At 43.8% G+C, this 21,554-nt stretch carries 20 protein-coding genes and 1 pseudogene; 12 read left to right on the plus strand and 9 right to left on the minus strand.

Features of this window, described 5'->3' with window-relative positions; all coding sequences use genetic code 11:
• Positions 1–242 precede the first annotated feature (242 nt).
• The 9 genes from ABEV74_RS14515 (at position 243) to ABEV74_RS14555 (ending at position 9,437) form a co-directional block, all read left to right on the plus strand.
• Positions 243–962: an ABC transporter ATP-binding protein gene (locus ABEV74_RS14515; protein ID WP_061785327.1), complete on the plus strand. Its 720-nt coding sequence runs from the start codon at positions 243–245 to the stop codon at positions 960–962.
• Positions 931–3,393: an ABC transporter permease gene (locus tag ABEV74_RS14520; RefSeq protein WP_430146898.1), complete on the plus strand. Its 2,463-nt coding sequence runs from the start codon at positions 931–933 to the stop codon at positions 3,391–3,393. Before ABEV74_RS14515 ends, ABEV74_RS14520 begins: the two co-directional genes overlap by 32 nt.
• 4 nt (positions 3,394–3,397) lie before the next feature.
• Positions 3,398–3,904, plus strand: a complete 507-nt coding sequence (locus ABEV74_RS14525) for a PadR family transcriptional regulator (protein WP_061785328.1) — start codon at positions 3,398–3,400, stop codon at positions 3,902–3,904.
• Positions 3,905–3,981: 77 nt separating this feature from the next.
• Complete coding sequence (locus ABEV74_RS14530; protein ID WP_430146900.1) at positions 3,982–4,614, plus strand: hypothetical protein; 633 nt, start codon at positions 3,982–3,984, stop codon at positions 4,612–4,614.
• A 443-nt stretch (positions 4,615–5,057) separates the two neighbouring features.
• Positions 5,058–5,495: an RNA polymerase sigma factor gene (locus ABEV74_RS14535; RefSeq protein WP_430146902.1), complete on the plus strand. Its 438-nt coding sequence runs from the start codon at positions 5,058–5,060 to the stop codon at positions 5,493–5,495.
• On the plus strand, positions 5,479–5,733 hold the full coding sequence (locus tag ABEV74_RS14540) for a helix-turn-helix domain-containing protein (RefSeq protein ID WP_033826639.1): 255 nt from the start codon (positions 5,479–5,481) through the stop codon (positions 5,731–5,733). The genes ABEV74_RS14535 and ABEV74_RS14540 overlap by 17 nt, the downstream gene beginning before the upstream one ends.
• Positions 5,734–6,104: 371 nt before the next feature.
• On the plus strand, positions 6,105–6,251 hold the full coding sequence (locus tag ABEV74_RS14545) for an SHOCT domain-containing protein (RefSeq protein WP_033826638.1): 147 nt from the start codon (positions 6,105–6,107) through the stop codon (positions 6,249–6,251).
• Positions 6,252–6,312: 61 nt separating this feature from the next.
• Positions 6,313–8,133: a recombinase family protein gene (locus tag ABEV74_RS14550; protein WP_430146904.1), complete on the plus strand. Its 1,821-nt coding sequence runs from the start codon at positions 6,313–6,315 to the stop codon at positions 8,131–8,133.
• A 215-nt stretch (positions 8,134–8,348) separates the two neighbouring features.
• The gene (locus ABEV74_RS14555) at positions 8,349–9,437 is read left to right on the plus strand and encodes a M14-type cytosolic carboxypeptidase (RefSeq protein ID WP_430146923.1); all 1,089 of its coding nucleotides are present in this window, start codon (positions 8,349–8,351) and stop codon (positions 9,435–9,437) included.
• A gap of 248 nt (positions 9,438–9,685) precedes the next feature.
• Here ABEV74_RS14555 and ABEV74_RS14560 read toward each other — a convergent pair.
• The 7 genes and pseudogenes from ABEV74_RS14560 to ABEV74_RS14595 all read right to left on the minus strand — a co-directional run.
• A pseudogene (locus tag ABEV74_RS14560) lies at positions 9,686–9,904 on the minus strand (type I restriction-modification system subunit M N-terminal domain-containing protein); the annotation flags it as partial.
• A gap of 185 nt (positions 9,905–10,089) precedes the next feature.
• Positions 10,090–11,688 (minus strand): hypothetical protein, encoded by a 1,599-nt coding sequence (locus ABEV74_RS14565; protein ID WP_430146906.1) that lies wholly within the window; start codon positions 11,686–11,688, stop codon positions 10,090–10,092.
• Between the two features lie 21 nt (positions 11,689–11,709).
• Positions 11,710–12,423, minus strand: a complete 714-nt coding sequence (locus tag ABEV74_RS14570; protein WP_430146908.1) for a hypothetical protein — start codon at positions 12,421–12,423, stop codon at positions 11,710–11,712.
• A 31-nt stretch (positions 12,424–12,454) separates the two neighbouring features.
• A complete protein-coding gene (locus tag ABEV74_RS14575; protein WP_430146910.1) occupies positions 12,455–16,366 on the minus strand; it encodes a VWA domain-containing protein in 3,912 nt (1,303 codons plus the stop codon).
• On the minus strand, positions 16,363–17,889 hold the full coding sequence (locus tag ABEV74_RS14580) for a hypothetical protein (protein WP_430146925.1): 1,527 nt from the start codon (positions 17,887–17,889) through the stop codon (positions 16,363–16,365). Before ABEV74_RS14580 ends, ABEV74_RS14575 begins: the two co-directional genes overlap by 4 nt.
• 147 nt (positions 17,890–18,036) lie before the next feature.
• Complete coding sequence (locus ABEV74_RS14590; RefSeq protein ID WP_430146912.1) at positions 18,037–18,450, minus strand: hypothetical protein; 414 nt, start codon at positions 18,448–18,450, stop codon at positions 18,037–18,039.
• Positions 18,451–18,936, minus strand: a complete 486-nt coding sequence (locus ABEV74_RS14595) for a zinc ribbon domain-containing protein (RefSeq protein WP_430146914.1) — start codon at positions 18,934–18,936, stop codon at positions 18,451–18,453.
• A 598-nt stretch (positions 18,937–19,534) separates the two neighbouring features.
• On the opposite strand from ABEV74_RS14595, the gene ABEV74_RS14600 reads away from it, so the two are divergent.
• Together ABEV74_RS14600 and ABEV74_RS14605 are read left to right on the plus strand one after the other, a co-directional pair.
• A complete protein-coding gene (locus ABEV74_RS14600) occupies positions 19,535–19,816 on the plus strand; it encodes a hypothetical protein (RefSeq protein WP_430146916.1) in 282 nt (93 codons plus the stop codon).
• A gap of 2 nt (positions 19,817–19,818) precedes the next feature.
• On the plus strand, positions 19,819–20,031 hold the full coding sequence (locus tag ABEV74_RS14605; RefSeq protein WP_430146926.1) for a hypothetical protein: 213 nt from the start codon (positions 19,819–19,821) through the stop codon (positions 20,029–20,031).
• On the opposite strand, the gene ABEV74_RS14610 is transcribed toward ABEV74_RS14605, so the two are convergent.
• Both ABEV74_RS14610 and ABEV74_RS14615 read right to left on the minus strand, forming a co-directional pair.
• Entirely contained in the window at positions 19,988–20,221 is a 234-nt protein-coding gene (locus ABEV74_RS14610) for an IS3 family transposase (RefSeq protein ID WP_430146917.1), read from the minus strand. The genes ABEV74_RS14605 and ABEV74_RS14610 overlap by 44 nt on opposite strands.
• Before the next feature lie 69 nt (positions 20,222–20,290).
• Positions 20,291–20,737, minus strand: coding sequence for a DDE-type integrase/transposase/recombinase (locus tag ABEV74_RS14615; RefSeq protein WP_430146919.1), 447 nt, complete (start codon positions 20,735–20,737; stop codon positions 20,291–20,293).
• 614 nt (positions 20,738–21,351) lie between these two features.
• Here ABEV74_RS14615 and ABEV74_RS14620 point away from each other — a divergent pair.
• The coding region (locus ABEV74_RS14620; RefSeq protein WP_430146921.1) for a type I CRISPR-associated protein Cas7 at positions 21,352–21,554 on the plus strand (203 nt) is incomplete at its 3' end.

Raw genomic sequence — 21,554 nt, forward strand, 5'->3', positions numbered from 1 at the left:
CTTTCGAAATTCAGGATAAATTATTATTTAAACCTGTTTCACTTTTATCATTCTTGACAATTGATGATTATTAAACTTTATTAATAAAATCCACACTTTAAGTACTTAGTATATAAACAATAATTAGCTTTATTATTGAAAGTAGGAATATATAGGGTAATAAACTCCATTTGCAATAAAAATATATTGAATTATTATATACTTAGTATATAATAATATTGAAAATAGGAGGGATTGATAAAGTGATTCAGGTTAAAAATCTTAAAAAGGAATTTTCACAAGGACAAGAAAGAATAAAAGTATTAAAAAATGTTAGTTTACAAATCCAAGAAGGTGAATTTGTAGCTATTATGGGTCCTAGCGGCTCTGGAAAAAGCACATTACTCCAATTGTTAGGTGGTCTTGATATACCTACTGAAGGAGATATTATAATTAATCAGCATTATTTAAATAAGATGACGGAAAAGAAAAGAACAATATTTCGTAGACAGAATATAGGATTCATTTTCCAAAATTATCAATTACTTACTAATTTAAATGTAGAAGAAAATATAGCTTTTCCGCTTCATGCAGATGGAACTTTAACAAAAGAAAAAAAGCAATTAGTTTTAGAATTACTTGATTCTGTTGGATTAAAAGGACTTGGTCAGAAAAGAGCTAATTTGCTTAGCGGTGGTCAACAACAACGTGTGGCTATAGCCAGAGCACTGGTTAGCAAACCTGCCGTATTATTGGCAGATGAGCCAACAGGTAATTTAGATAGAAATACAGCCGAAGAAATTCTTGGTTTAATAACAAAATTTAATCGAGATTACAATCAAACAATAGTTATGGTTACACATGATATTTTCGCAGCTGGATTTGCAGATCGAATTATTCTTTTTAAAGATGGAGTTGTCGATCAGGTGATTTCTAGAAAGGATGAAGATTATGCTAAATATGTGGCGAATTTCATGGCGTAACATAACACAAAACAAAAAAAGATTTTTCTTTTCATTACTTGGGATTATCATTGGTGTTTCCTTTATAACATCTATGTTAATCGCAGATAAAACAACAAACGATGTTTTTAATTATTATAAACAAATGTATGTAGCAAATGCTGATTATTGGATTTTAAGTGATGAACATACCTTTTCGGAAGAGACTGTTTTACCCCATTTAAACAGTCCAATCATTACTGAAACATTGTTTGTACTTGATAAACAAGCATTCATAGATCTAAGTGATAAATCGCTAAATCAAAGATCTGTACGAATTACAGGTGTGGATGATCAAAACAGTTCCTTATTAAAACTTCCTGTTATTGAAGGGAGTTTAGACAATGAGGGATTGGTAATACCCGATGTTCTTGCAAATTTACTAAATAAAAGAGTAGGAGATACCATTCAGTTTACTAATCTGGGAGAGGCTAAAATATCTGCTGTAGTTGAGTATACACAGTTACTTGCAAGCCCGAGCAATTGGGAGAGTGCTGAATCAACCAGTTTTAGAGTCATGGCTCCACTTGATTTGTTAAGAGAATGGACAAGTATGGATAATGAGCTTTCATATGTAAGGCTTCAAACAAATGAAGAAGGTGAAAAACTTTTTCAATCTTTACAGAAAGAATTTAGTAATTCAAGTGTATATATACAGCCAGTTGTCGCAGATGATCGACAAAGTAACGATATTGGGGGACTCTATACATTTTTTTACTTAATTGCTGGCTTATCTATGCTTATTAGTGGATTCATTGTCTTTAATATGATTTATACAAGCGTTATGGAGAGAAAAAAGGAATTTGCAATAATGAAAAGTTTTGGTTATTTACAAAGTTCTATTTCTAGGCTTGTTTTAATTGAAGTAATAATTTTATCATTAATTGGTACGGCTGTAGGGGTACCAATTGGAATTTGGCTTGGCGATATGTTTATGCAAATTTTGCTTAGTGTGTTTGAATTTGACATGGTTTACACTTTGAATTGGAAAATACCTACAATAACAGCCATAGTAATAGGAATTGTATTTCCCATTATTTTCTCCTTATTTCCTATTTACAATGCGGGAAAAACTTCGGTGCTCTTAACATTAAAAATGGCAAATCAAACAGAATCATCGAAAAGACAATACGTGTTTAGAGGTATTGTAGGAGTTGGCTTATTTACTTTTATATTTATTGATCATTTCGTTTCCTATCTAGCTATTTTAGCAAGTATCATTTTGCTGTTCCCATTCTTGCTAAGAGGAATAAGTAAGATCTTTAAACCAATTTTCAAAGTACTTTTTGGCTATTCAGGAATTTTAGCTACGCATAGCCTTACGCAGCAATTAAATCGAAATGCCAATACTTCCGCTATCCTTGCCATAGGGATAGGAGTAATCTTATTGTTAAGCTCTGTTATAGAATCTGCTCCTGAAGGTTATGAACGTGACATTAGAAATACATTTGGAGGTGATCTAAGAGCTACATCGGAAGCTCCTTGGTCTAGTGAGGATATAACAACTCTACTTTCTTATGATTCTGTAGCAAATGTTGTCCCATTAACGGAAGCCACACCCATTACATGGCAAACAATGAATGGAGAGAATAGACAATTCTCTATTTTTGCCGTAAGTAAAAAAGGGCCTATTTTATTTGAAGATATTGAAAAAGAATCGTTATATCAAGAGTTACAAAAGAAACCATCTATCCTGCTCGGTAAACGGGCTTTTGATGAATGGGGTGGAAAAGTTGGAGAATACATTCACGTAAATACTCCTTCTGGTAAACAAAAATTTGAAGTCATTGACGTTGTGGATACTTCTCATTATTCAGGATATGTTGGCTTTATGGATGAGGAGCATTTAAATAATGAATTTGGTTGGAGAAATAGTTTTGATATGCTACTAACATTAAATGATAAATATAGCAGCGAGGAATTACGAGATCAGTTATGGATAGATTTCAATGAACACCTTTCAAAAGTTAAAACTGTCGAAGATGAAATTAAATCAACTACTTCTGCGTTATCTGGTATGAACGAATTAATATTAATTATGCTATTCCTAATTATTGGTCTAGCTAGTATTGGTACAGCTAATACTCTTTTGATGAATACCTTGGAACGTACATCTGAGATTGGAACGATGCGGGCGCTTGGATTTACTAGACAGCAAGTAAGAAAGATGGTAATTGGTGAGGGGTTACTTATAGGTTTGGTAGGAGTCATTGGAGGCGTAGCATCAGGTGTGATTTTACTTTACGTTACTAGTAAATCCAAGCTTTTGGGAGATTTCATATCTTTCCAGATACCTCTTGGTAATATTGGAGTAGCATTGATTGCTGGTCTTTTACTAAGTTTATTTGCCTCTTGGATTTCTAGTACGACAGCTAGTAAAATAAATATTTTGTCATCACTCAAAGAAGGTTAAAATTATGTCGGTAAAGTACGGGATATTAACATTGTTATTCCTACAAGAAAATCATGGATACGAATTGAAAGTAGAATTAGAGTCTCTTCTAAGTATCAAGGGAAAGATTAACCCTGGTCAGATTTATACTACCCTTGACCGTCTCATTCGTGATCAACTCGTGTCATCGGCAGGAATAGATGACCAAGAAAGAAAGTTATATAAATTAGAAGCGGAAGGTGAAAATGAATTAAAAAAATGGTTATTAGAACCTGTACCTTATTACTCTACTAGAGACGACTTTCATTTTAAATGGAGTTGCGCTCGAAAAATCCACTTTGATCGAGAAAATATTATGCTTGAGCAACAAAAAGCAATGATAATGAAAGATGTAATGGAGTTGACTAAATTAAAAACGGAGTTACTTATTCAGGGTGAAGACGATAAATATTTATTAATCAGTGGTACACTCTTACATTTGGAGGCAGATTTAAATTGGATAAGTCAGATTGAAAATAGAAATCGTTCATAAATCTAAGTAGAGGTTTCCTTTTCGATATACCGTTGTAATTATCTTATACTAATCATTCCCAAAAAGGAGGAGTTTAGTTGGGTCTTATTCTTGAATACAATTGGGAATTGTTTATCCTCATCGAATTATTGTCTATAGGGGCACTAATCCTATTTGGTATATTTCGTTATTTCTTTAACAAACCTAGACTTAGCATTATGTTCATTTTCTTCTTTTTGTTTATGGTAATACTTGAAGGGCTGCTCGGGTTGTATGTCTATCATCAAACAGGAGAGATTTCAACGTTTCAAATTGTTATTACTGTATTTATTATCTATGCGTTTACATTTGGAATATTTGATTTTATAAGATTAGATCGTTGGATGCGTAGAAAAATTGGAACGTTACGTGGTGTTGAATTATTGTCTGACAAAGACTATAAAATTATTGAAAGGAATAATAACCCTAAATATATTGCGAAAAAGTATCGTAAATCTTCCTATATACATTTATTTATTTTTGTTACAGTTCAAGCGATTCTTTGGATCATAGGTACGGAAAGCATCGCAGAGATAAAAATGTATTTAAGTGATTTTTCATGGATAGAGAAAGGAGTAGCAAAAGAATCACCTTATCCTAATGATGTTACCTTTGGAATCTCAATAATTTGGGGAATTGTTTTTATCGCCGATTTTATTTATTCGTGGTCTTATACATTGTTTCCAAAATAACTAAAAAACCGTTGTTTGTAGTGTGAAAAATGTATATAGAAAGATAATATATCAAACGGCGGTTTTGAAAATAAGAAATTTCAAAGCCGCCATTTTTCTAAAAAATAGAATTACGGAAGGTGTATTAAGTTCGCTCTTTTTTAAGGACACGGCGGTATGAAGGAGGTTATCGCCGTGTTTATTTATGCTTACCTTTATTGGATATCGCAAGCCATATCAAGAAACATCTTAAAGTGCTGTCAGATTATTATAACTAAAAATTTAATAGAAAGCGTCAAATTTTATGCCTAGCTGGCTTATGTTCAGTTGGGCTTTTTTTGTGCATTTCACAATTTTTTTAAGAAAACTTCTCTTATTTTTGGCATTTCACAAAAAATCTTGTTGAAGGTTATGAAAGGGGAAATCATCACCCACCTTTGCAGTTGCGAAGGGAGAGGAAATGCATGATAGAACCAGATCGTACCGAGTGGCAAGTTCGTTGTGCCTTTAATGCTTTTTGTAAACGTGTATTGAAGAATGAAGCAATCAATATTTTCAACGAAAGACAACAACGACAAGCAAAGGAGATGACATTTTCTGATCTCACCCCACAAGAAGAAAATCAACTCTATACCTTAGATAAGCAATATGAAGGAGAAGAAGGGCAAAGTTTTCAAGTGGCTGGAAAGAAAATCACTCCGAAATTACTTGCTGAAGCCATGCGTACCTTGCCAAAGGAAAAGCGTATCACTGTCCTACTATACTATTTTTTTCAACTGTCTGATGTGGAAATTGGTCAACTACTCGACATTCCACGTAGTACAGTTCAGTATAGGCGGACAAGCTCTTTTGAACGGTTAAAGCGATTTTTGGAGGAACATGCAGATGAATGGGATGAATAATTCTAATATTGAAAACAACGAGCGTGGTTTATTGCCGTACCCAATTATTTTAGCTGCAAATAAGGGTGAGCCAGAAGCAATGAAAGTAGTTGTTCTGCATTATGGAAGCTATATGACAAGCCTATCCATGCGTAAGCTCCGTGATGAACAAGGAAACACTTATTGGGGCATCGATGAAGATACACGTGATCGCTTACGAGCGAAGCTTATGCAATCTGTTTTAGCTTTCAAAATTTGAATACAGAATGGTTAGGTTTTCCCTTTCATTAATCATATATTTGTTCTTTGACAAAGAAAGCACGGAAGATAACGCCGTGCAATATAAACAAAAAATCAGATACGTTCTACTGATGATGAGCCACTTGATTCATACGCCATGACTTTCGTTAGGAACGAGCGATAATTTGTGAATCTAATGTAATTGTGGTGGATTGCTGGCGATAACCCATCAGTAAAGATAATGATACTCCCCTACCGTCATGGTTCGAGCGTTCAAAGCGTCGCAAGCTATGAGTAGGGCTGGAAGAAATACTTGCAGGGGTGAAATTCCCGTGGAGCTGTACCAACAGCCGTCTGATTTTTTAATAGATTAGGTAAGGGGGCGTTTTTTTGAAACAGAATTTGATTCTATATAGTATGCAAATTGCTATGTTAAAACAACTGCTAACCCGTAAACTAATTTCAGATAAAGAATATTATATTGTAAAAAACAAATTAATGAAAGAGTATGGTATTGTTTCTGACATTACAAGCTGAATTGTGTTCCTAGCGATGCTATAATACAAAGTATATAAGGAACACAAAAGGAGGAGCTATTATGTCAGGAGTTGAAGTGATTAGGGCAAATAGTAACTTGGCTAACCAAAAACGTGGAAGAGAAATTGAACGGCTTCGGGTTGCAGCGTATTGTAGAGTTAGTACAGATTCAGAAGACCAGTTAAACAGTTATAAGTCACAAGTTGCATATTATTCGGATTTAATCAAGAAAAATATGGAATGGGTATTAGCTGATATATATGCTGACGAAGCAATTACTGGAACACAGGTAACAAAGCGGGAAGATTTCCAGCGATTGATTAATGACTGTATGAATGGAGATATTGATATGGTCATTACAAAATCAATATCCAGATTTGCAAGAAATACATTGGATACGTTGAAATATGTCCGTATGCTAAAGGAAAGAGATATAGCTGTTTATTTTGAAGATGAAAAAATTAACACGCTTACAATGGATGGTGAATTGTTACTCGTAGTGTTGAGTTCAGTAGCACAACAAGAAGTTGAGAATATATCTTCTAATGTAAAAAAAGGATTAAAGATGAAAATGAAACGAGGTGAATTAGTCGGTTTTCAAGGCTGTCTCGGTTATGATTATCACCCAGAAGATAAGAGTATAACTGTAAACGAGAAAGAAGCAGAAATTGTTCGTTATATATTCCACAGGTATGTTGAAGGAGCCGGGGGCAGTATTATTGCAAGAGAACTTGAGAATTTAGGCTATAAAACTAAAAGAGGTACTCCAACATGGGCTGAATCGACGGTACTTGGAATTATTAAGAATGAAAAATATAAAGGCGATCTTTTAATGGGAAAAACTTTCACATTGGATCCTATTTCGAAACGTCGATTGGAAAATTTTGGAGAAGAAGATCAATATTATTTAAGAAATCACCATGAACCCATTGTCAGTGCTGAAATATTTGATAAAGCGCAGGAGATCAGATTAAGACGAAGTAGGGGAAGAAATACGGTAGAAAAAAATGGTGGTAAACGTGAAAAATTCAGTCGTAAATATGCTTTTAGCTGCATGATTGATTGTGCTTATTGTGGCAGTACATTAACAAGACGTAGATGGCATAGTGGAACGAAATACGGTAAGACGATTTGGCAGTGTGTTACAAGTACGAAGAAGGGGAAAAGATTTTGTCCAGATAGTAAAGGAATACCGGAAGAAGCGATTGAAAAAGCTTTTCTAGAAAGTTACCGTATTATGTGCAATAACAATAAGGATGTATTAGAAGAATTTTTACAACGAATGGAAGAAGCCCTAAGTTCCAATACGATTCACAAAGAAGTTTCTAAAATTGAAAAAGAAATTCAAGGATTAGAAAACAAAAAGAATAAATTAGTGGACATGAGATTAGAGGATATTATCGATAAAGAAACGTATGAAGAAAAATATAATTCATTGACGCGAGAAATTAATGAAAAGGTACAAAAAAGAGAAAAGTCATTATCGAATTTGGAAGAAGAAAAAGACATTAAAAAACGGTTATTAGCCTTCAAAAAAGTGTTAGAACAAAATGAGGTTATTGATACTTTTGATCGTTATGTATTTGAAAGTGTAGTTGAAAAAGTAATCGTTGGTGGAATAGATGAAGACGGAAACAAAGATCCCGCCATGATTACTTTTGTATATAAAACGGGATTGAGTAACAGTCTTGATGGCGAAAGATTTAAACCTGCTAGAAAAAATGCGAAAAAAGAAACAGCAAAAACATCTAATGAATTGTGTTCACATACTGGCAACGAGGATAATAAATTGTATCCACTTAATAGTGACGACACATGTGGAGTGCTGTGTGTCGCTCGTAAGGAAGTAGCATTTCTGGAGCCGCATTTACCGAAAATTTGAATTTGGAAAAGCTCAAGCGGAGAAAATGCTTGGGCTTTTCTTTATATATAGAAATTACTTGCAGAATCCTCCACCCGAGCTAACATACACAAAACTCAATGACTGGGGATTTTACTGATGAACGAAGCCGTATCTTCAAACCGCTGTTCCCTGATCGGACTGGAAGTGGACGATGCGACACTGGCGCAGCCGTGGGAGTATTGAATGAATATGTGATGATAGACGCCAATTTTCCGGAAGGGGCCGTGGCAGTTGTGCGGTTCAAAGACCGGAACACGATTTGTTTTTCGGCTCCGTTGGATGGCAGCCCGCAAAGCTCATGGTTTTATTTCAGAGTAAGAGGAGGCAAAGGGAAAACGTTGCATTTTTGCCAGGAACATTTGGAACAAGTTCTTGGCGTATTTGAAAAAGGAACTTACGATCAGGTTCAGCCGGTGATCAGACATGGCGAGGAAGGGGAATGGGTGCGGGTTCCCAAAGAACAGACGAAATTTTCCATTGATCCGCCGGAGTTTCATTTTACCGTCATGCCTGAAGAGGATACGGTATATATCGCTTTTTGTTATCCGTATACGATGGAGAATTTGAATCATTTTACAGCCGGCAGGCAAAGTCCTTATTTCAAGCAAAGAATCTTGGGAAAAACCAAAAAGGGCAGAGACTTTCCGATGCTTTTGATCGGAGACACGGAAACCGGGACGGAGAAGCAGCTTGTCGTATGCGTGGCCAGGCAGCATGCCGGGGAAGTCAGCGGTTCTTATGTGCTGGAAGGGATCATAGAGGCAGCTTTGGCCGAAACGGAATTAGGAAGAACGATCAGGGAACGAATGGTTTTGACTGCTTTCCCCTTTGCGGATTTGGACGGAGTGGAAGAAGGCAGATACGGAAAGAACCGTCCGCCTGTAGATATGAACCGTGATTGGAGTGTGAATCCGCAGCATCCCGAGGTAAAAATGATGCAGGGGGAAATTGGGCGGCTTGCCGAACAATTTCGCTATACTCTTTTTATTGATATCCATGCTCCCCAGCCTGGGGGGAATTCCTATTTGATCCCGTCCAAAATATCTACGATGGATAAATCCAAATGGCATCAGTTCTGGAACTTTTACCGGGCGTTCGATCAAGCCGTACAACCCATTTTCACTCGCGGTCTGGATGATTTCGACCCGGGTTCGTTGAACTGGTCGTCGAGCAGCTACCTCCTGGTCGCCAAACAGTATCATAGCATCAAGTACGGCGCAACGGGAATGACGATGGAAGTATCTTATCATCGAGATCGAAAAGGTTTTCGAAAATGCGCTTAAGCTGCTGAGTTGTTGAAGTTGCGCCACGATCATCGTCTTCGAAAATCTTGCGACCGTAAGCTTTTGAGCGCGAAAATCAAAGGTTTTATCGCGTTCATCGCTTAAATCGAGCAAATCAAGACATTTACAAATGACCTGGTTATTTGGTATGCTACCCATGTCGGTTTCTCCTTTGTTAAGTGGAGTGGGCAACATGTCTACCCCTTAACAATAGGAGATGTATTGTGAGCGGCTATGGGGACGGGACATCGCATGGACTGTCCTTCCTCGTCCTGCGGGAAAATTTTCGGCATCGGTTCACCGTGAAGCGCCTCGAAGCTCTCGTTTTCCAATTCCTTTTCGTCCAACGAGCGGATAAATATCAAGTAGGTAAGCTGTTCGATCACCGTCAAAGGATTGGTAATCCCTCCTGCTCACATATCCGTCCAGATTTTATCGACTTTATTGCGAATTTCTCCTGTCAGCATCGATCAAGCCCATCCTCTCGTATTCGATCCTTTGTGAAACGCTGTCTGTCCGAATTGGGTCTCCTTCGACACCAATCTATCCACTATTATACAATCCGACATTGACACGTACATGTCAGTGAAAATATGTTCGCATAAAAAATTTCCCCCCCGCCGTGCGGCAGAGAGGAAGTCTAACAGTCCCATCAACCTTTGTCACCCGCTTTTTTTCGCAGTTTCACATACAGAAGGAAGGCTGCCGATATGAAAATCAGATTGATTCCGGCAATCAAGGCCCAGTACATGATTGAGGCGGAAGACGCCTTTTCCCACGCGTATTTCGTCTCGTTCCCTGCCGCGTCCGCCACACGGATTTCCAGCTTGTTTCCAACCGACTCCACTTTGAAGTAGCCTTGTTGATCGATCGCAGCTTCCTTGCCGTTCACCCATACCTTGCTGCCGGGTTCGGCAAAACCGCTGGCGAACCCTCCCGGCATTTTCTTGTGAGAGGGCAGCGGCTGAATCATCTCCAGACGGGGAGGGGTATGATCGACGATCCAGCGCCGGGCGTAGGTGTTCACATTTCCATCATCATCGGCGATGAGCAATTCGATGGCATGGTCCCCTTCATCCAGAGGAATGGTAATGACCGCAGGGTTGTCCTTTGAAGGGTTCACGGTTTGATCGAATAAAATATCGGTCCCTTCCACGACCTGAACCCTGGAAACCGTCTGCACGCTCACCCGGGCTTCCGCCATCCTCTGATTCGTGATCCCGTCGCCGATGGACCACTTTACCTCGTCTTTGCTCCAATCCCGAATATTCAGCCGGAATGCGGGAATTTCCCTTACCGGACCGGGAAACCCTCCGGCATCAATCCAACGGATCACGCCCGAATATTCACCGTTTTGTCCCAGCTCTGCCGCAATCGAATATACCGAAGGCTGCGATTCGTCAGCCGTCAGATCCTCCGGCCCGTACTTTATGACAATCGGCTTGTCCGGCTGCGAACCGGATCGAAAAACGGCTTCCAGTCCCTTCCATGAAACGGATTCCGGTATTTTGAATGTCAGTTTCACTCGCGGCCCTGCAGGCTTTGCGTCAAGGATCTCCACCCCCGGAGGGGTGACACCCCGTGAAAGGCTGATCTTCACTTTGGGATCAATCGCCTGGGACTGTGCCGTATAGTTATCTCCCTCCGCGGTCAGCAAATAGTCGCCGTCGGGCAATGGTCCCGGAATATACAGATCGTGGCTGCGATGGTTCAGGGAGGCTTCCCCCGCCGGAAATCGTTCCCCCCCATCCGCCGGCTGCAGAAAAAATCGAATCTTCAGAGCGCCGCCGGATGCATCGCCGGAAAATGACCATTTCAGGGGAATCGGCGAATCATCGTTCACCGTCAGCGTCGTATTCGCCGGTGCGCCCCACTGGATTACGGGCTTGTCGATTTTTTCCTTGACATAGCTGCGATAGCTATCCTTCGGGCCTGTAACGACCAATGAATATTTGCCGGCAGGCAATTGTTTCAGCAGCCAGATGCGTTTTTGGGGCAGCCGGACATACACATATCCTTTGTCGTAATCGTCCTGCCCATTGTTCCACCGTTTTCCGTCGGGCAGAATCAGGTCCGTTTCGAATTCATCGTTCGATCCTTCGACGACAAGCTGTGCGAACTCCAGAGGCTCCGCTACGTTGAGCGTCTCGGTATGCTGCACGTTTTCTGCAGATACGGCCGGGCATTGCGCAAGAAAGATTATGGCCACAACCGTCATCACTTGTAATGCCTGGCTCCATTTGTGCTTCATCCCATGTTGACTCCTTTGTTCCTATCCTCGCAAGTAACGGTTGATCATCTGCAAGGTGTTGGGGGTATAGGTTCTGTTCATGTCCAGCGTATGGCCGGTGTAGTATCGGATTTGCTGCAGCAAAGACCGAAGCGTGCCGTCTTCAAACCAGGAGGGCGGAACAGCCAGCCAGGTGATTTTGTTGTTATGGGTATAAAGCTCCAGATGAAAACGGTCGGCGTACCGGATCCTGGCTTCTTCCCTGAAGTTCGGCAGTTTTTGGCGCGCCTTGCGAAAGTTGATTTCGGCCCATTGGGTTTGACTCGCATCGGCTTTGATCTCGTCCAGATGAATGAAGCGGACATTTTCCCACCGGATTCCGTACCAGGTTGCCGCATCGGATTGGTTGTACAGATTGATCAACATTTCTTCGGGAGTGACGCGAAGAAACACAACCTTTTGCCCTGGTTCCGGAATGATGAGCTGATCCTGTTTTCTTTTGGTCATATTCCTAATTTGGTAAATAAATAACACCGGTGCGGCCGCCAACGGACCGATTATCAATAACGTCCACACGGGATGCGGAAACAGCGCTGATCCTGCGGCCCCGAGGATCAGCACGGCCGCCAACCACAAGAAGGGTTTGAACTTCATCCAGTTTTCCTTGTAACTTTCGCGGTCCGCCCATCCGACCAGGGAATAGGAGCGGGAGAATACCCACTCCTCCGCGGTGCAAACAAAATCCTGATGCTGCACGGCACACCTCCATGAATACTATGACATCCGGTTATACAATGACATCCAGGTCGGAGCCGATACGGAAGTGCGGATTTTTGCCCCACACTTCGAGTTCAAGATCGAGGAAACTCCAATCCATATTCCCCGGAATCATGACGATGGTCAACTTTCCGTCCGGCCCCGGCGAATCGACGTTCCCGAAAAATTTCAAGGAAGTGCGTTCTCTGAAGGACGGATCTCTCCAAAGAATGGTTGCATCGGTGCTGTAGGTCAACAAGGCCAGATCGATCTTGGCGCCAAAAGTGATTTCATTTTTGTCAAAATAAATGCTGTTTTTCGCGATTTCAAAGTCCAGCAAATTCGTCGTCAAATTGCCATTGAAAGACCAGTCCGGCAGGCCGAATTTCTTGACCTTCGCTTCGCCTTCCAGGCAAACCACGCAAACATTCTCGTCAAGCTCAATAAACTTCCCGATCATCGGCAAATTATTGATTTTGCCGATAAACTCCTGTACCGGACGGTCGGCCACCGTACTGAGCCCAAGGCCGATTTTGCCCTCGCGCGATTTCGACCAGTCCGCCATCAAGCCGACTTTATTGATCTGCAAACCGGTCGTGCCCAGCAATACTCCCTGACTCGCTTCCAGATTGGCTCCCAGCCGGTTCAAAGCGAGCGGGAAAGCCAACCCGACTTCGACACCCATTTTATTGATGCCGATGCCGATGCCGCGCAGACGGAAACCGAAAAAGTCCACATTGCCGCCCGCTTCCCCTTTGAATACGATCCTGTTTTGTTCCGATTCATATTTCAGGCCCAGCTCGATGTCGGACAGAGCGGCCAATGACGGAACCTGGATGTCGGCCGCCGCAGTGCCTTCAGCCGTAAACCCTTTCCGGTGGTAGGAAAGTTCGATTTCGCTCTTGGAAGGCAAAAACTTGATTCGGTTTCTCAATTCCTCCAAATAAGGAGAATTCAACGCCAAAACTTTGGTAAATCCGTTCAATGCCGCTCTCGCCTTTAAGGTTCCCTCATCCTGCGCATATTCGGGATGGTAGGTCAATTTCGGCGCGATTTGAATTTCCAGGCCAAACCGGTTGAAACTGCTTTTGTCGATCATCGTGTAGGCCGCATTGGACGGCGTTATCGTCATTTCTTTGCCCAGCTGGTCCTTTTCCATCGTCACCTCGCCGGTCAACAACGACATCTGCGTCCCGCCGGATTCGACGCGCATCCCGTTAAAGCTGAGCGTATCGCCGTCCATCTTCAGCTCTCCGCCGGCATCATACAGGAAATGGTCAATCGATGTATTGCCGACCAGGGTGACCGCATCGCCTTTGGTTTGCAAAAAGTCGCCATAAAGCGTCGCATACCCGAAAGCGACCATTTGCTGCGGTCCCGCCTGATTGAAGGAAATGACGGCAGAAGCCTCTTCCTGTCGGCCGGAAACGAGCGTGATCCGATGGACTCCGACGGGCAGAGCATTGTTCACTTGCACGGCAATCGTCCGGTCGTCCACACGCTTGTACGGAATCTTTTCGCCGTCGAATTTCACGTAGAAAATATCGTCGAACCGGTTTCCCGTTACCCGAACCGTCGTCGTGCCGCGGTTGGAAACGATGATGCGGTTTGGAGCGACCTGCTCGATATAAAACCGGTCATCCCCGATCCTGGTTTCCGAATCCGTATCGCCCCATTCGTCTTCCACACTTTGGCCGTCTTCGCCAATGACATAAGTTTTGGCCGCTTCCACGGAATTCTGAATCAGCTTGACCACATGCTGTCCCGGATCCATGCTGTCGAGCTTGTATGACAACATATACGACCGGCTGAGCGTCTCGCTGATTTCCGCGAAGCTGTGAACCAACCCTTCGAGATCGGATGCGCCGATATACCGGCCGCCCGTGCCTTCCGCCACATCCCTTAACGTTTCATACCCCGCATCAAAACCGATCGCAAAAATCGTCACTCCTGCCTGCCTGGCTCTGCGGATAATGTCTTGTCTTACGGCCGGGTCGGAGAAATGGTCGTCTTCACCGTCGGAAAGAATAAAGGCGACGCGTTCTCCGATGCGCTGCTCCAACTGATCGATCGCCGCCAGCAGGGCGGGAGCAATATTCGTTCCGCCGTCGATTTGAATCCCGCTCACCTTCTCCATGGCGTCCGCCTTGTTTTCGGTGAACGGCACAAGCGTTTCGTTATTGTCCGAAAACACAATGACGCCCACATCGTCATGGGCTCCCAGCTTGGCGATGAAAGATTCGGCGGACTGCTTGGCCGTTTCAATTTTGCTGCCTTCCATACTGCCGCTGCGGTCGATCACCAGCATGATCAAGCGTTTGAACGACTTCGATTCGCCCAGCTTCGCAAAAGTGAATGTTTTGATGGCATCCTGATTGTCAAACAGCTTGAGGCCGCCTTTGTCCAGCTGCATGTTGTCGCTTCTTGCATATACATTCACCCGGTTTCCGTCCACTTGAACGGAGGTGATATGGAGACTGCTTCGGTTCAGGCGGATCAGCTCATTGCTCAGATGTACGCTGTACGAAAGTTCTTCGCCGCTTAACGGCTCCTCGCGATAACGTTTGCCGTTCAAACTTTTGAAACTCAGGTAAGCGTCTCGGGTCAGCTCGTGATTCTTCTCCATTTGCTCGATCGTCAATTCCGCCGGGTTCTCCGACAGCGACTTCAATGATTGCACATAATATTGCTGCTCGCTCTCCAACGATTCCGGATGTTTTGAAAGTTCCCGTATTTCCTCGGATGAGGCTTCCAAATCGTGCTTGCCAAAATAATACTTCGACAACAAGTAATGAATGTCCGGATCGTTCTCATCGCTGAACGGCTTCAGGAGCGAGTATGCCAGCTCGGAGCCGATGCGGTTTTGCTGAGAAATTTGCCCCATGTAATCCCGCAGTTGTTCGATATCGACCTCGCCTTTGCCGGCCGCTTGATCCAACCATACCTGAACTTGCTCTCTCAGGTAACGCCCGGTTTGTTGCGCGGCGTCATGATATTGCGGCAGAAGCCCGGCTTTCTCGCCGGGCTCCTTGTTCTCGTCCAAATACAACGAAGCCAGCAAGGATTTCGCTTTGACATCCTGGGGATATTCGCCGATCAGTTCAATCAACAGATTTTCGGCCCGCTCCAGGTCATGAAAAAAGATGGCCGCTTCCGACATCCCTTCCCGGAATACGGGATCGATGTCTTTGGACGAATCCTTGGATTCCAGGTACTGCATGGCCTGTTCATAAACGTCCAAAATCTCTTGTTCCCGATCGGAATCGCGCAAAGCATGAATGATGAAGTCCATTCGGTCCGCATCCAGCAAAGCGAGAGCATCCAGATGTTTTTTGCCGATGGGGAGCCGGTCAACGATCTTCTCCATCAATGGATTCAGCGCGTCAGACAACCGTGCATCGAATGAGGCCGGAGCTCCTTGCGCACTCACACTCCCCGCCGCGTCTGCCGTCATGTTTGCAAAATTGACCCTGCTCAATGAACGGCCGGCATCCATCTCCTGAATGAACCGCTTCAACTGTTCCTCGGAAATAAGGCTCGAACCGGTCTCTTTCACTTCCAGAAGCAGACGATGAGCCCGCTCCGCCTGATGCGATTTTACATAAGCGAAAGCAAGCACCAACTTCGCATCCGACGTCGGATGCTCCTGCCACAGCTGCTTGGCTCTGGCCAAAGCGTAGCCGGGATCGTCATGCAGCAGCCAATACGCGTGTTTGTATACTTCAATTTCCCGATCCTCCCGGATCGTTTGCGGTTTCACAGAAATGATGTCCGATACAGCCATGAACACAATAAAAATGAGGAGTGCTCCCAACGGGATCAGCTTCAGCAGGCGAAAACCGGATGCTCTGTATTTGATGACGGATGCCAGAATCGTGATGAAACTGGCCGTCATGACCGCGAGGGTGAGGATCCATTCCCAACGCAATGCCGCTAAATTCACCCGTTTGCCCCTCCTTTCACTCGCTCCGTCATTAACCGGGATACAAGCATGACGAGGATATACCCCGCAAGCGCCGTCAACAGGGTTGCCAAACCGGTTTGAATCGCGTCGAAACCGATGCGTTCCTCAATCACCAAATCGCTTTGATCAGGTAAGATTTGCAGCCGCACCGTCAAAAACTCCGCCGCAACGGCAAAGAGCAGCGAGACGATCAGCACGCCCATCGCACCTTGCAGCCAGGATGACGAAACCAGTCGCGAAACACCGTACAGAAAAATGAGCAGCATGGCCAATGGATACCATGTCTCTCTCATCGATCGGGCAAGCTCGGATTTCCACGTCTGTTGAGTCTCCTCCGATTCGGCAATGTTGACTTCGTACATGCCGGGATCCGGCACGCCGCGCATCCCTGCAAACCAGTTGATGCGAAAAGAACCCGGCGCTTTCATCATTTGCGGCAGCAGCTCGCCTTCCACATTCCATGTGCCGCCCAATGCGTACATCTGGCTCTGTACAAGCATATTTCCGAGCAGAGCGATGCCCAAAGGATCGCCGGGATACTGCTGCCAAAGCTCTTTGAAGGTCAGCAGGTGAGACTGACCGCTGTCCGTATGAGGGGACAAGCTCCAGGTTGTCCCGAAAACGGCTGCGATGAATATGTACAAAGCCCCCAGTGCGGTCAGCATTCTCCGCAACGGAACAAGTTTTCGCCAAGGTGCAAACACAACGCATGCGGACAAGACAAACACAACGAACAAGGTAACCAGCACCTTGCCGTAAGGAATGTGCAAGACGATGCCTGTGTCAGTGAAATCCGTATCCAGACGGGCGGCAGGCTTGGCAGCGGCCAGCACAATCAAATACGACACGCTGAAAACCGTATACATCAACAACACGGACAGCATTTTGTGCCAAAACGACTGTAACTTTCGATGATCATAAAACCGGTTCAGCAATGCCAAGAGCAAGATGATCCACAGACACTCAAACAACAGCGCGGCAAGAACCGGAAAATGAAATCCAAAGCTGAAGACAGCGCGATCTCCTTCATAGTACGAACCTTGATAAAACCCTCCGGAAAACTGGTTCAACACGTGCCAGAAACCGTTCTGCAGCCCGTTTTCCAGCAGGACTGCATTTTCTATGGAAAATCCGAACACGTTGACAAGCACAAAATAGAAAAGATCTTCCTTGATGGCGGAGCTCGTCAACAGAACGGACAACAGCGCGAAACCGGACAATAAAGCGGCAAGAATGATCCCGGCCGCCATCGATGCCCAATGGGCCGGGTTCCACCATAGGGAAAAGCGGTCCGATTCCGTTACTGCCGATGCTTTTTCCATCGGTTTGATCTCAACCGATTCCGTTTCCGCTGATTTCGCGTCCGCCGATGCTTTTTCCACCGATTCCGTTTCCACCGATGCTGTATCTGCCGTAACTGTTTCCACCGATTCTGTTTCCGCCGATTCAGATTCCACCGATTCTGTTTCCACTGGTTCCGTTACCGCCGATTCCGTTTCCATCGAACGGTCCGGCGTTTTCAGAGGCGTCCCGCACTGGGTGCAAAATTGGTTGCGGTCGTTTTGTTCGCTATGACAGTTTGGGCATATCATGCGGTTTCCTCCAATCAAAGAAAAAGCCCAGCATCCCGGGCATAGATTTTAGGGCTATCATGTTGGTTGTTCTGTCTGCTGCTCTGCATGCTGCATCGCCGTGTATCGCAAAAGCCAGTAACCGAAATAGATGAGAATGCCGGCTCGTAAAATCTCGTAAAGGCTGAACGAAGTAAAAGGATACAGCACGTAGATCGCTTCGGCAAATAAACCGTATGGAGCGTATTTAACTTGCTGCGGCGAAATCAAAGTCAACCAGAATCCGAGCAGGAACGTGAAATAGCCGATCGTGCTCAAGACGTCCACAATGCTGAATGATTTGCCGGACAACTGCCAAATCAGGTAATCAATGATTTGAACGGCAACGGAGCCGAACATGATGTACATCGCATAGGGAAGTATCCATTGAACCCATGAATACGAAGTCAACCACAACCTTAATTCTCTTACAATCACCGAAAAATGTTTCATCTAGCTGATCCCCCTGTTGAAGGGCTGACCGCAAGACGGACAAAACTTGGAGTCCGCAGCCATCTCTGAATGGCACGATGCACATACAACGGTTTCCGGTTGCGGTTCATCATCCCATACGATCTCATTGCTTTCTTCATCGAATTTATGGCCGCAGGACGGGCAAAACTTCGTTTCCCGCGGAACCACCTGGCCGCATACGCAGCTTTTCTCATTGCTGATTTCCTTTATCTTTTCCTGCAATTGTTCGATTTCATTTTGAATGGAGATGATTTTCTCGCAGTATCGATTCAGAAGAGTGCGCACGTCTTCCTGGCTGGCATGGACATAATGGTTGAAATAAGTTTCACCCATCAATTTGTATTGAGCTTCAATGTCCTTTTTCCTGGAATGGATTTGCAATTTGATTTGATTGATTTCAACCGTGATCTTGGCCTTGTTTCCTGCTTCAGTCATTCCTTTTTTCAGCTTGTCTAAGAAGCTCATCTTTTGCAACCTTCCCTCTTTGATGTCAGTTTTCATAGATGTTTCAAATTCGACAATTTTCGATAAAATCCTTTTATCCTGCAACAATTTTTTACTTAAATCGACCTCTCCTCAAATCTCCACTAACACCCCCGCCGTGCGGCGGAGGGGCAGCAGCAGCCTTCTCGGCACCTGTTCACCGAACTGATGGCGTGGATTCCGCTGAATGGATGCGGCGCTTCACTCTGATTCACTCCCCGGTTTCGCTGAACACGCGTAGGATCTCCCAAGGCTTTCAAGACATCCGCCAATTTTTCGATGTCCATGTGAATCACCGTCCTAATCATCACATTTACATATAACTATATGGTTATACAACAGGGAGAACGGGGTATTTCACAGCAACCTCTGAAAAAAGGACCAAAGGCGTATTCCCTTTTCTGCAGATAGAAAAGCGGCAAGACGGCAGGATCGTTCTGATCAGTGAATATCTTCAACATGTGCTGAACATGATGCTGGCTGAGTGTTTTGATAGATATGGTCAACGGGGAAGGTTTTACACGAACTCGTAGCGGTAAGAAATAAAACAGCAGCTATGATTGTCATAGAGCTTTCTCGGTTGATCGTCACGACAGGTGTGAAGGGAAGACCACATATCACGCTTCAAGAGCTGGCAAGGTATATCCCTCAACTGTATGCCATTTGGACTAGCCCGCATGGGACAGGTTTACGTAACCGCCAGTTAAGGCGATCCTTCGAGCATGTGATTGAAATCATGCAAAATAAGACGGAGTTATTCAAAGAGTTTCGTAACCTTGAAGTACAAATTCCAGAGCGGCTGTCGGTAGCCGAACCGAATATGGTCATTCGTATTGCGCACAATGGATACAAGGGGGTTTAAACATGGCAGGAACGGAGAAGCCGAGGAAATTCAGCCCCAAGCCGGATGTTGTTGTGAATCCAAGGGCGACATGGTTTAAACGATTGGAAGAACTTATGAGAAGTTTGGAGGATGGGAATGCGGGGAATCTTGGACCTCTGTCAATAGATTGGACACATAAAATCGAGAGAATTACGCAGTCCTTTGAAACATACGTTCGTATTGATTTGGTGTAAAATACCCTATAGAGGAATGGATCCATTTTCCATTATAGAAGCACGTAATATACTCAAAAATCTTCTCCGCGGCTTCTTTCCTCGTTTTGAATTTATTCAGGTAAACGAGCTCTTTTTTCAGCACGCTATGAAATGATTCGATACAAGCGTTGTCGTAGCAGTTGCCCTTGCGGCTCATGCTGCCAGTCATGCCATAATGCTTCAAGCGCTCTTGATAGTCTGAGGATGCGTATTGGCTACCGCGATCAGAATGATGTAGTCATGTACCTTTAGGCTTTTGAAGGCGATACGCCTGATCCAGCGCCTTCAAACAAAGCTCCTTCGTCATTCGTTCGTCCATATGGAAACCGACGATTTTGCGCGTGCAGAGATCCTCCAAACTGGCCAGATAAAGCCAACCTTCATCCGTTGGGATATACGTGATATCGGCCATCCAGACCTGATTCGGTTTCTCCGCTGCAAACGCCTGATTCAAAATGTTTTCCGCAACCGGCATGTGATGTTTTGAGTTAGTCGTGGCCTTGTACTTCTTGACGGTGCGGGATTTCAAGCCAAGGTCTTTCATGATGCGAGCGACAGTTTTCGGTGATACGCGAACGCCCTGCTGCTTCAAAGTGCCGTACAATTGCCTGGAATCATAGAAGATTCTGCGGATACGCTTTTCCAGTTGCTTACGGCGTTTGCTACGGTCAGGATACCTCAACATCTGGAACTCAAACAGCTACAATTTCTAGGACCATTGTTTAACATATAGGATCAAAAATCATGAAACGCTGAGATTACCCTCAGCGTTTCATGAGTATCATTGTTTGGGGATAAGGGGAATTATGAAAAAATTAATTCTGATCTTAATCGCTGCTGTAATAATCGTAACAGGATGTACAGCTCACAATACTAATCCTAAAATTGAAAAATGGGATAATACAAGATACGAACAATTTTCTAGCAGTGTTGGAATAGATTTTTTTATGAACACAGTTTCAATGAGCCTACTAATAGTAACAAAATTAATCGCACATTATATATTTCCGACCTGACAAAGCCGATTACGGTCAAGTTCAACAATAACGGGAAAGACAGAGACTTCGTTATGAATGTTTATTACGATTATCGTCCAATAACATTTAAAATAAATGAAAATGGACACTATGATCAATCTTACAGATTTAAATTAGGGGACGGGTGCGGGTCAGGTTCGCGGCCCGGTGCAGTTCACCTTCGCGCGTTCAGTACCCGGTCGTTTCGCTTGAACACAGCATCACGAGAATGGCTGTCGCGACCGAAGCGTAAGCGGAAAAACAGGGCGGCGATAATCGTACCATGGGACGGAAATTCACGATTCCTTACGGGCTTTACCGCGCGAACGGCTTTGTTTCGGCTCCTCTTGCGAATCAAACCGGCTTCTCTGAGAGCGATTTGGAGCTTCTCTGGGAAGCGCTCGAAAATTTATTCGAACACGATCGTTCTGCGGCTCGCGGGCTGATGGGAACAAGAAAATTGATCCTGAATTTCGAAAGTACAGC

The organism is Paenibacillus cisolokensis, from assembly GCF_050481165.1.
Lineage (GTDB): Bacteria > Bacillota > Bacilli > Paenibacillales > Paenibacillaceae > Paenibacillus_AH > Paenibacillus_AH cisolokensis.

Bases quoted from the DNA above. Each gene is read 5' to 3' on its own strand.
- ABEV74_RS14520 (WP_430146898.1), top strand. From the start codon at position 931: ATGCTAAATATGTGGCGAATTTCATGGCGTAACATAACACAAAACAAA.
- ABEV74_RS14525 (WP_061785328.1), top strand. From the start codon at position 3,398: ATGTCGGTAAAGTACGGGATATTAACATTGTTATTCCTACAAGAAAAT.
- ABEV74_RS14535 (WP_430146902.1), top strand. From the start codon at position 5,058: ATGATAGAACCAGATCGTACCGAGTGGCAAGTTCGTTGTGCCTTTAAT.
- ABEV74_RS14540 (WP_033826639.1), top strand. From the start codon at position 5,479: ATGAATGGGATGAATAATTCTAATATTGAAAACAACGAGCGTGGTTTA.
- ABEV74_RS14550 (WP_430146904.1), top strand. From the start codon at position 6,313: ATGTCAGGAGTTGAAGTGATTAGGGCAAATAGTAACTTGGCTAACCAA.
- ABEV74_RS14555 (WP_430146923.1), top strand. From the start codon at position 8,349: ATGATAGACGCCAATTTTCCGGAAGGGGCCGTGGCAGTTGTGCGGTTC.
- ABEV74_RS14565 (WP_430146906.1), bottom strand. From the start codon at position 11,688: ATGAAGCACAAATGGAGCCAGGCATTACAAGTGATGACGGTTGTGGCC.
- ABEV74_RS14580 (WP_430146925.1), bottom strand. From the start codon at position 17,889: ATGGAAACGGAATCGGCGGTAACGGAACCAGTGGAAACAGAATCGGTG.
- ABEV74_RS14590 (WP_430146912.1), bottom strand. From the start codon at position 18,450: ATGAAACATTTTTCGGTGATTGTAAGAGAATTAAGGTTGTGGTTGACT.
- ABEV74_RS14595 (WP_430146914.1), bottom strand. From the start codon at position 18,936: ATGAGCTTCTTAGACAAGCTGAAAAAAGGAATGACTGAAGCAGGAAAC.
- ABEV74_RS14605 (WP_430146926.1), top strand. From the start codon at position 19,819: ATGGCAGGAACGGAGAAGCCGAGGAAATTCAGCCCCAAGCCGGATGTT.
- ABEV74_RS14610 (WP_430146917.1), bottom strand. From the start codon at position 20,221: ATGACTGGCAGCATGAGCCGCAAGGGCAACTGCTACGACAACGCTTGT.
- ABEV74_RS14615 (WP_430146919.1), bottom strand. From the start codon at position 20,737: ATGTTGAGGTATCCTGACCGTAGCAAACGCCGTAAGCAACTGGAAAAG.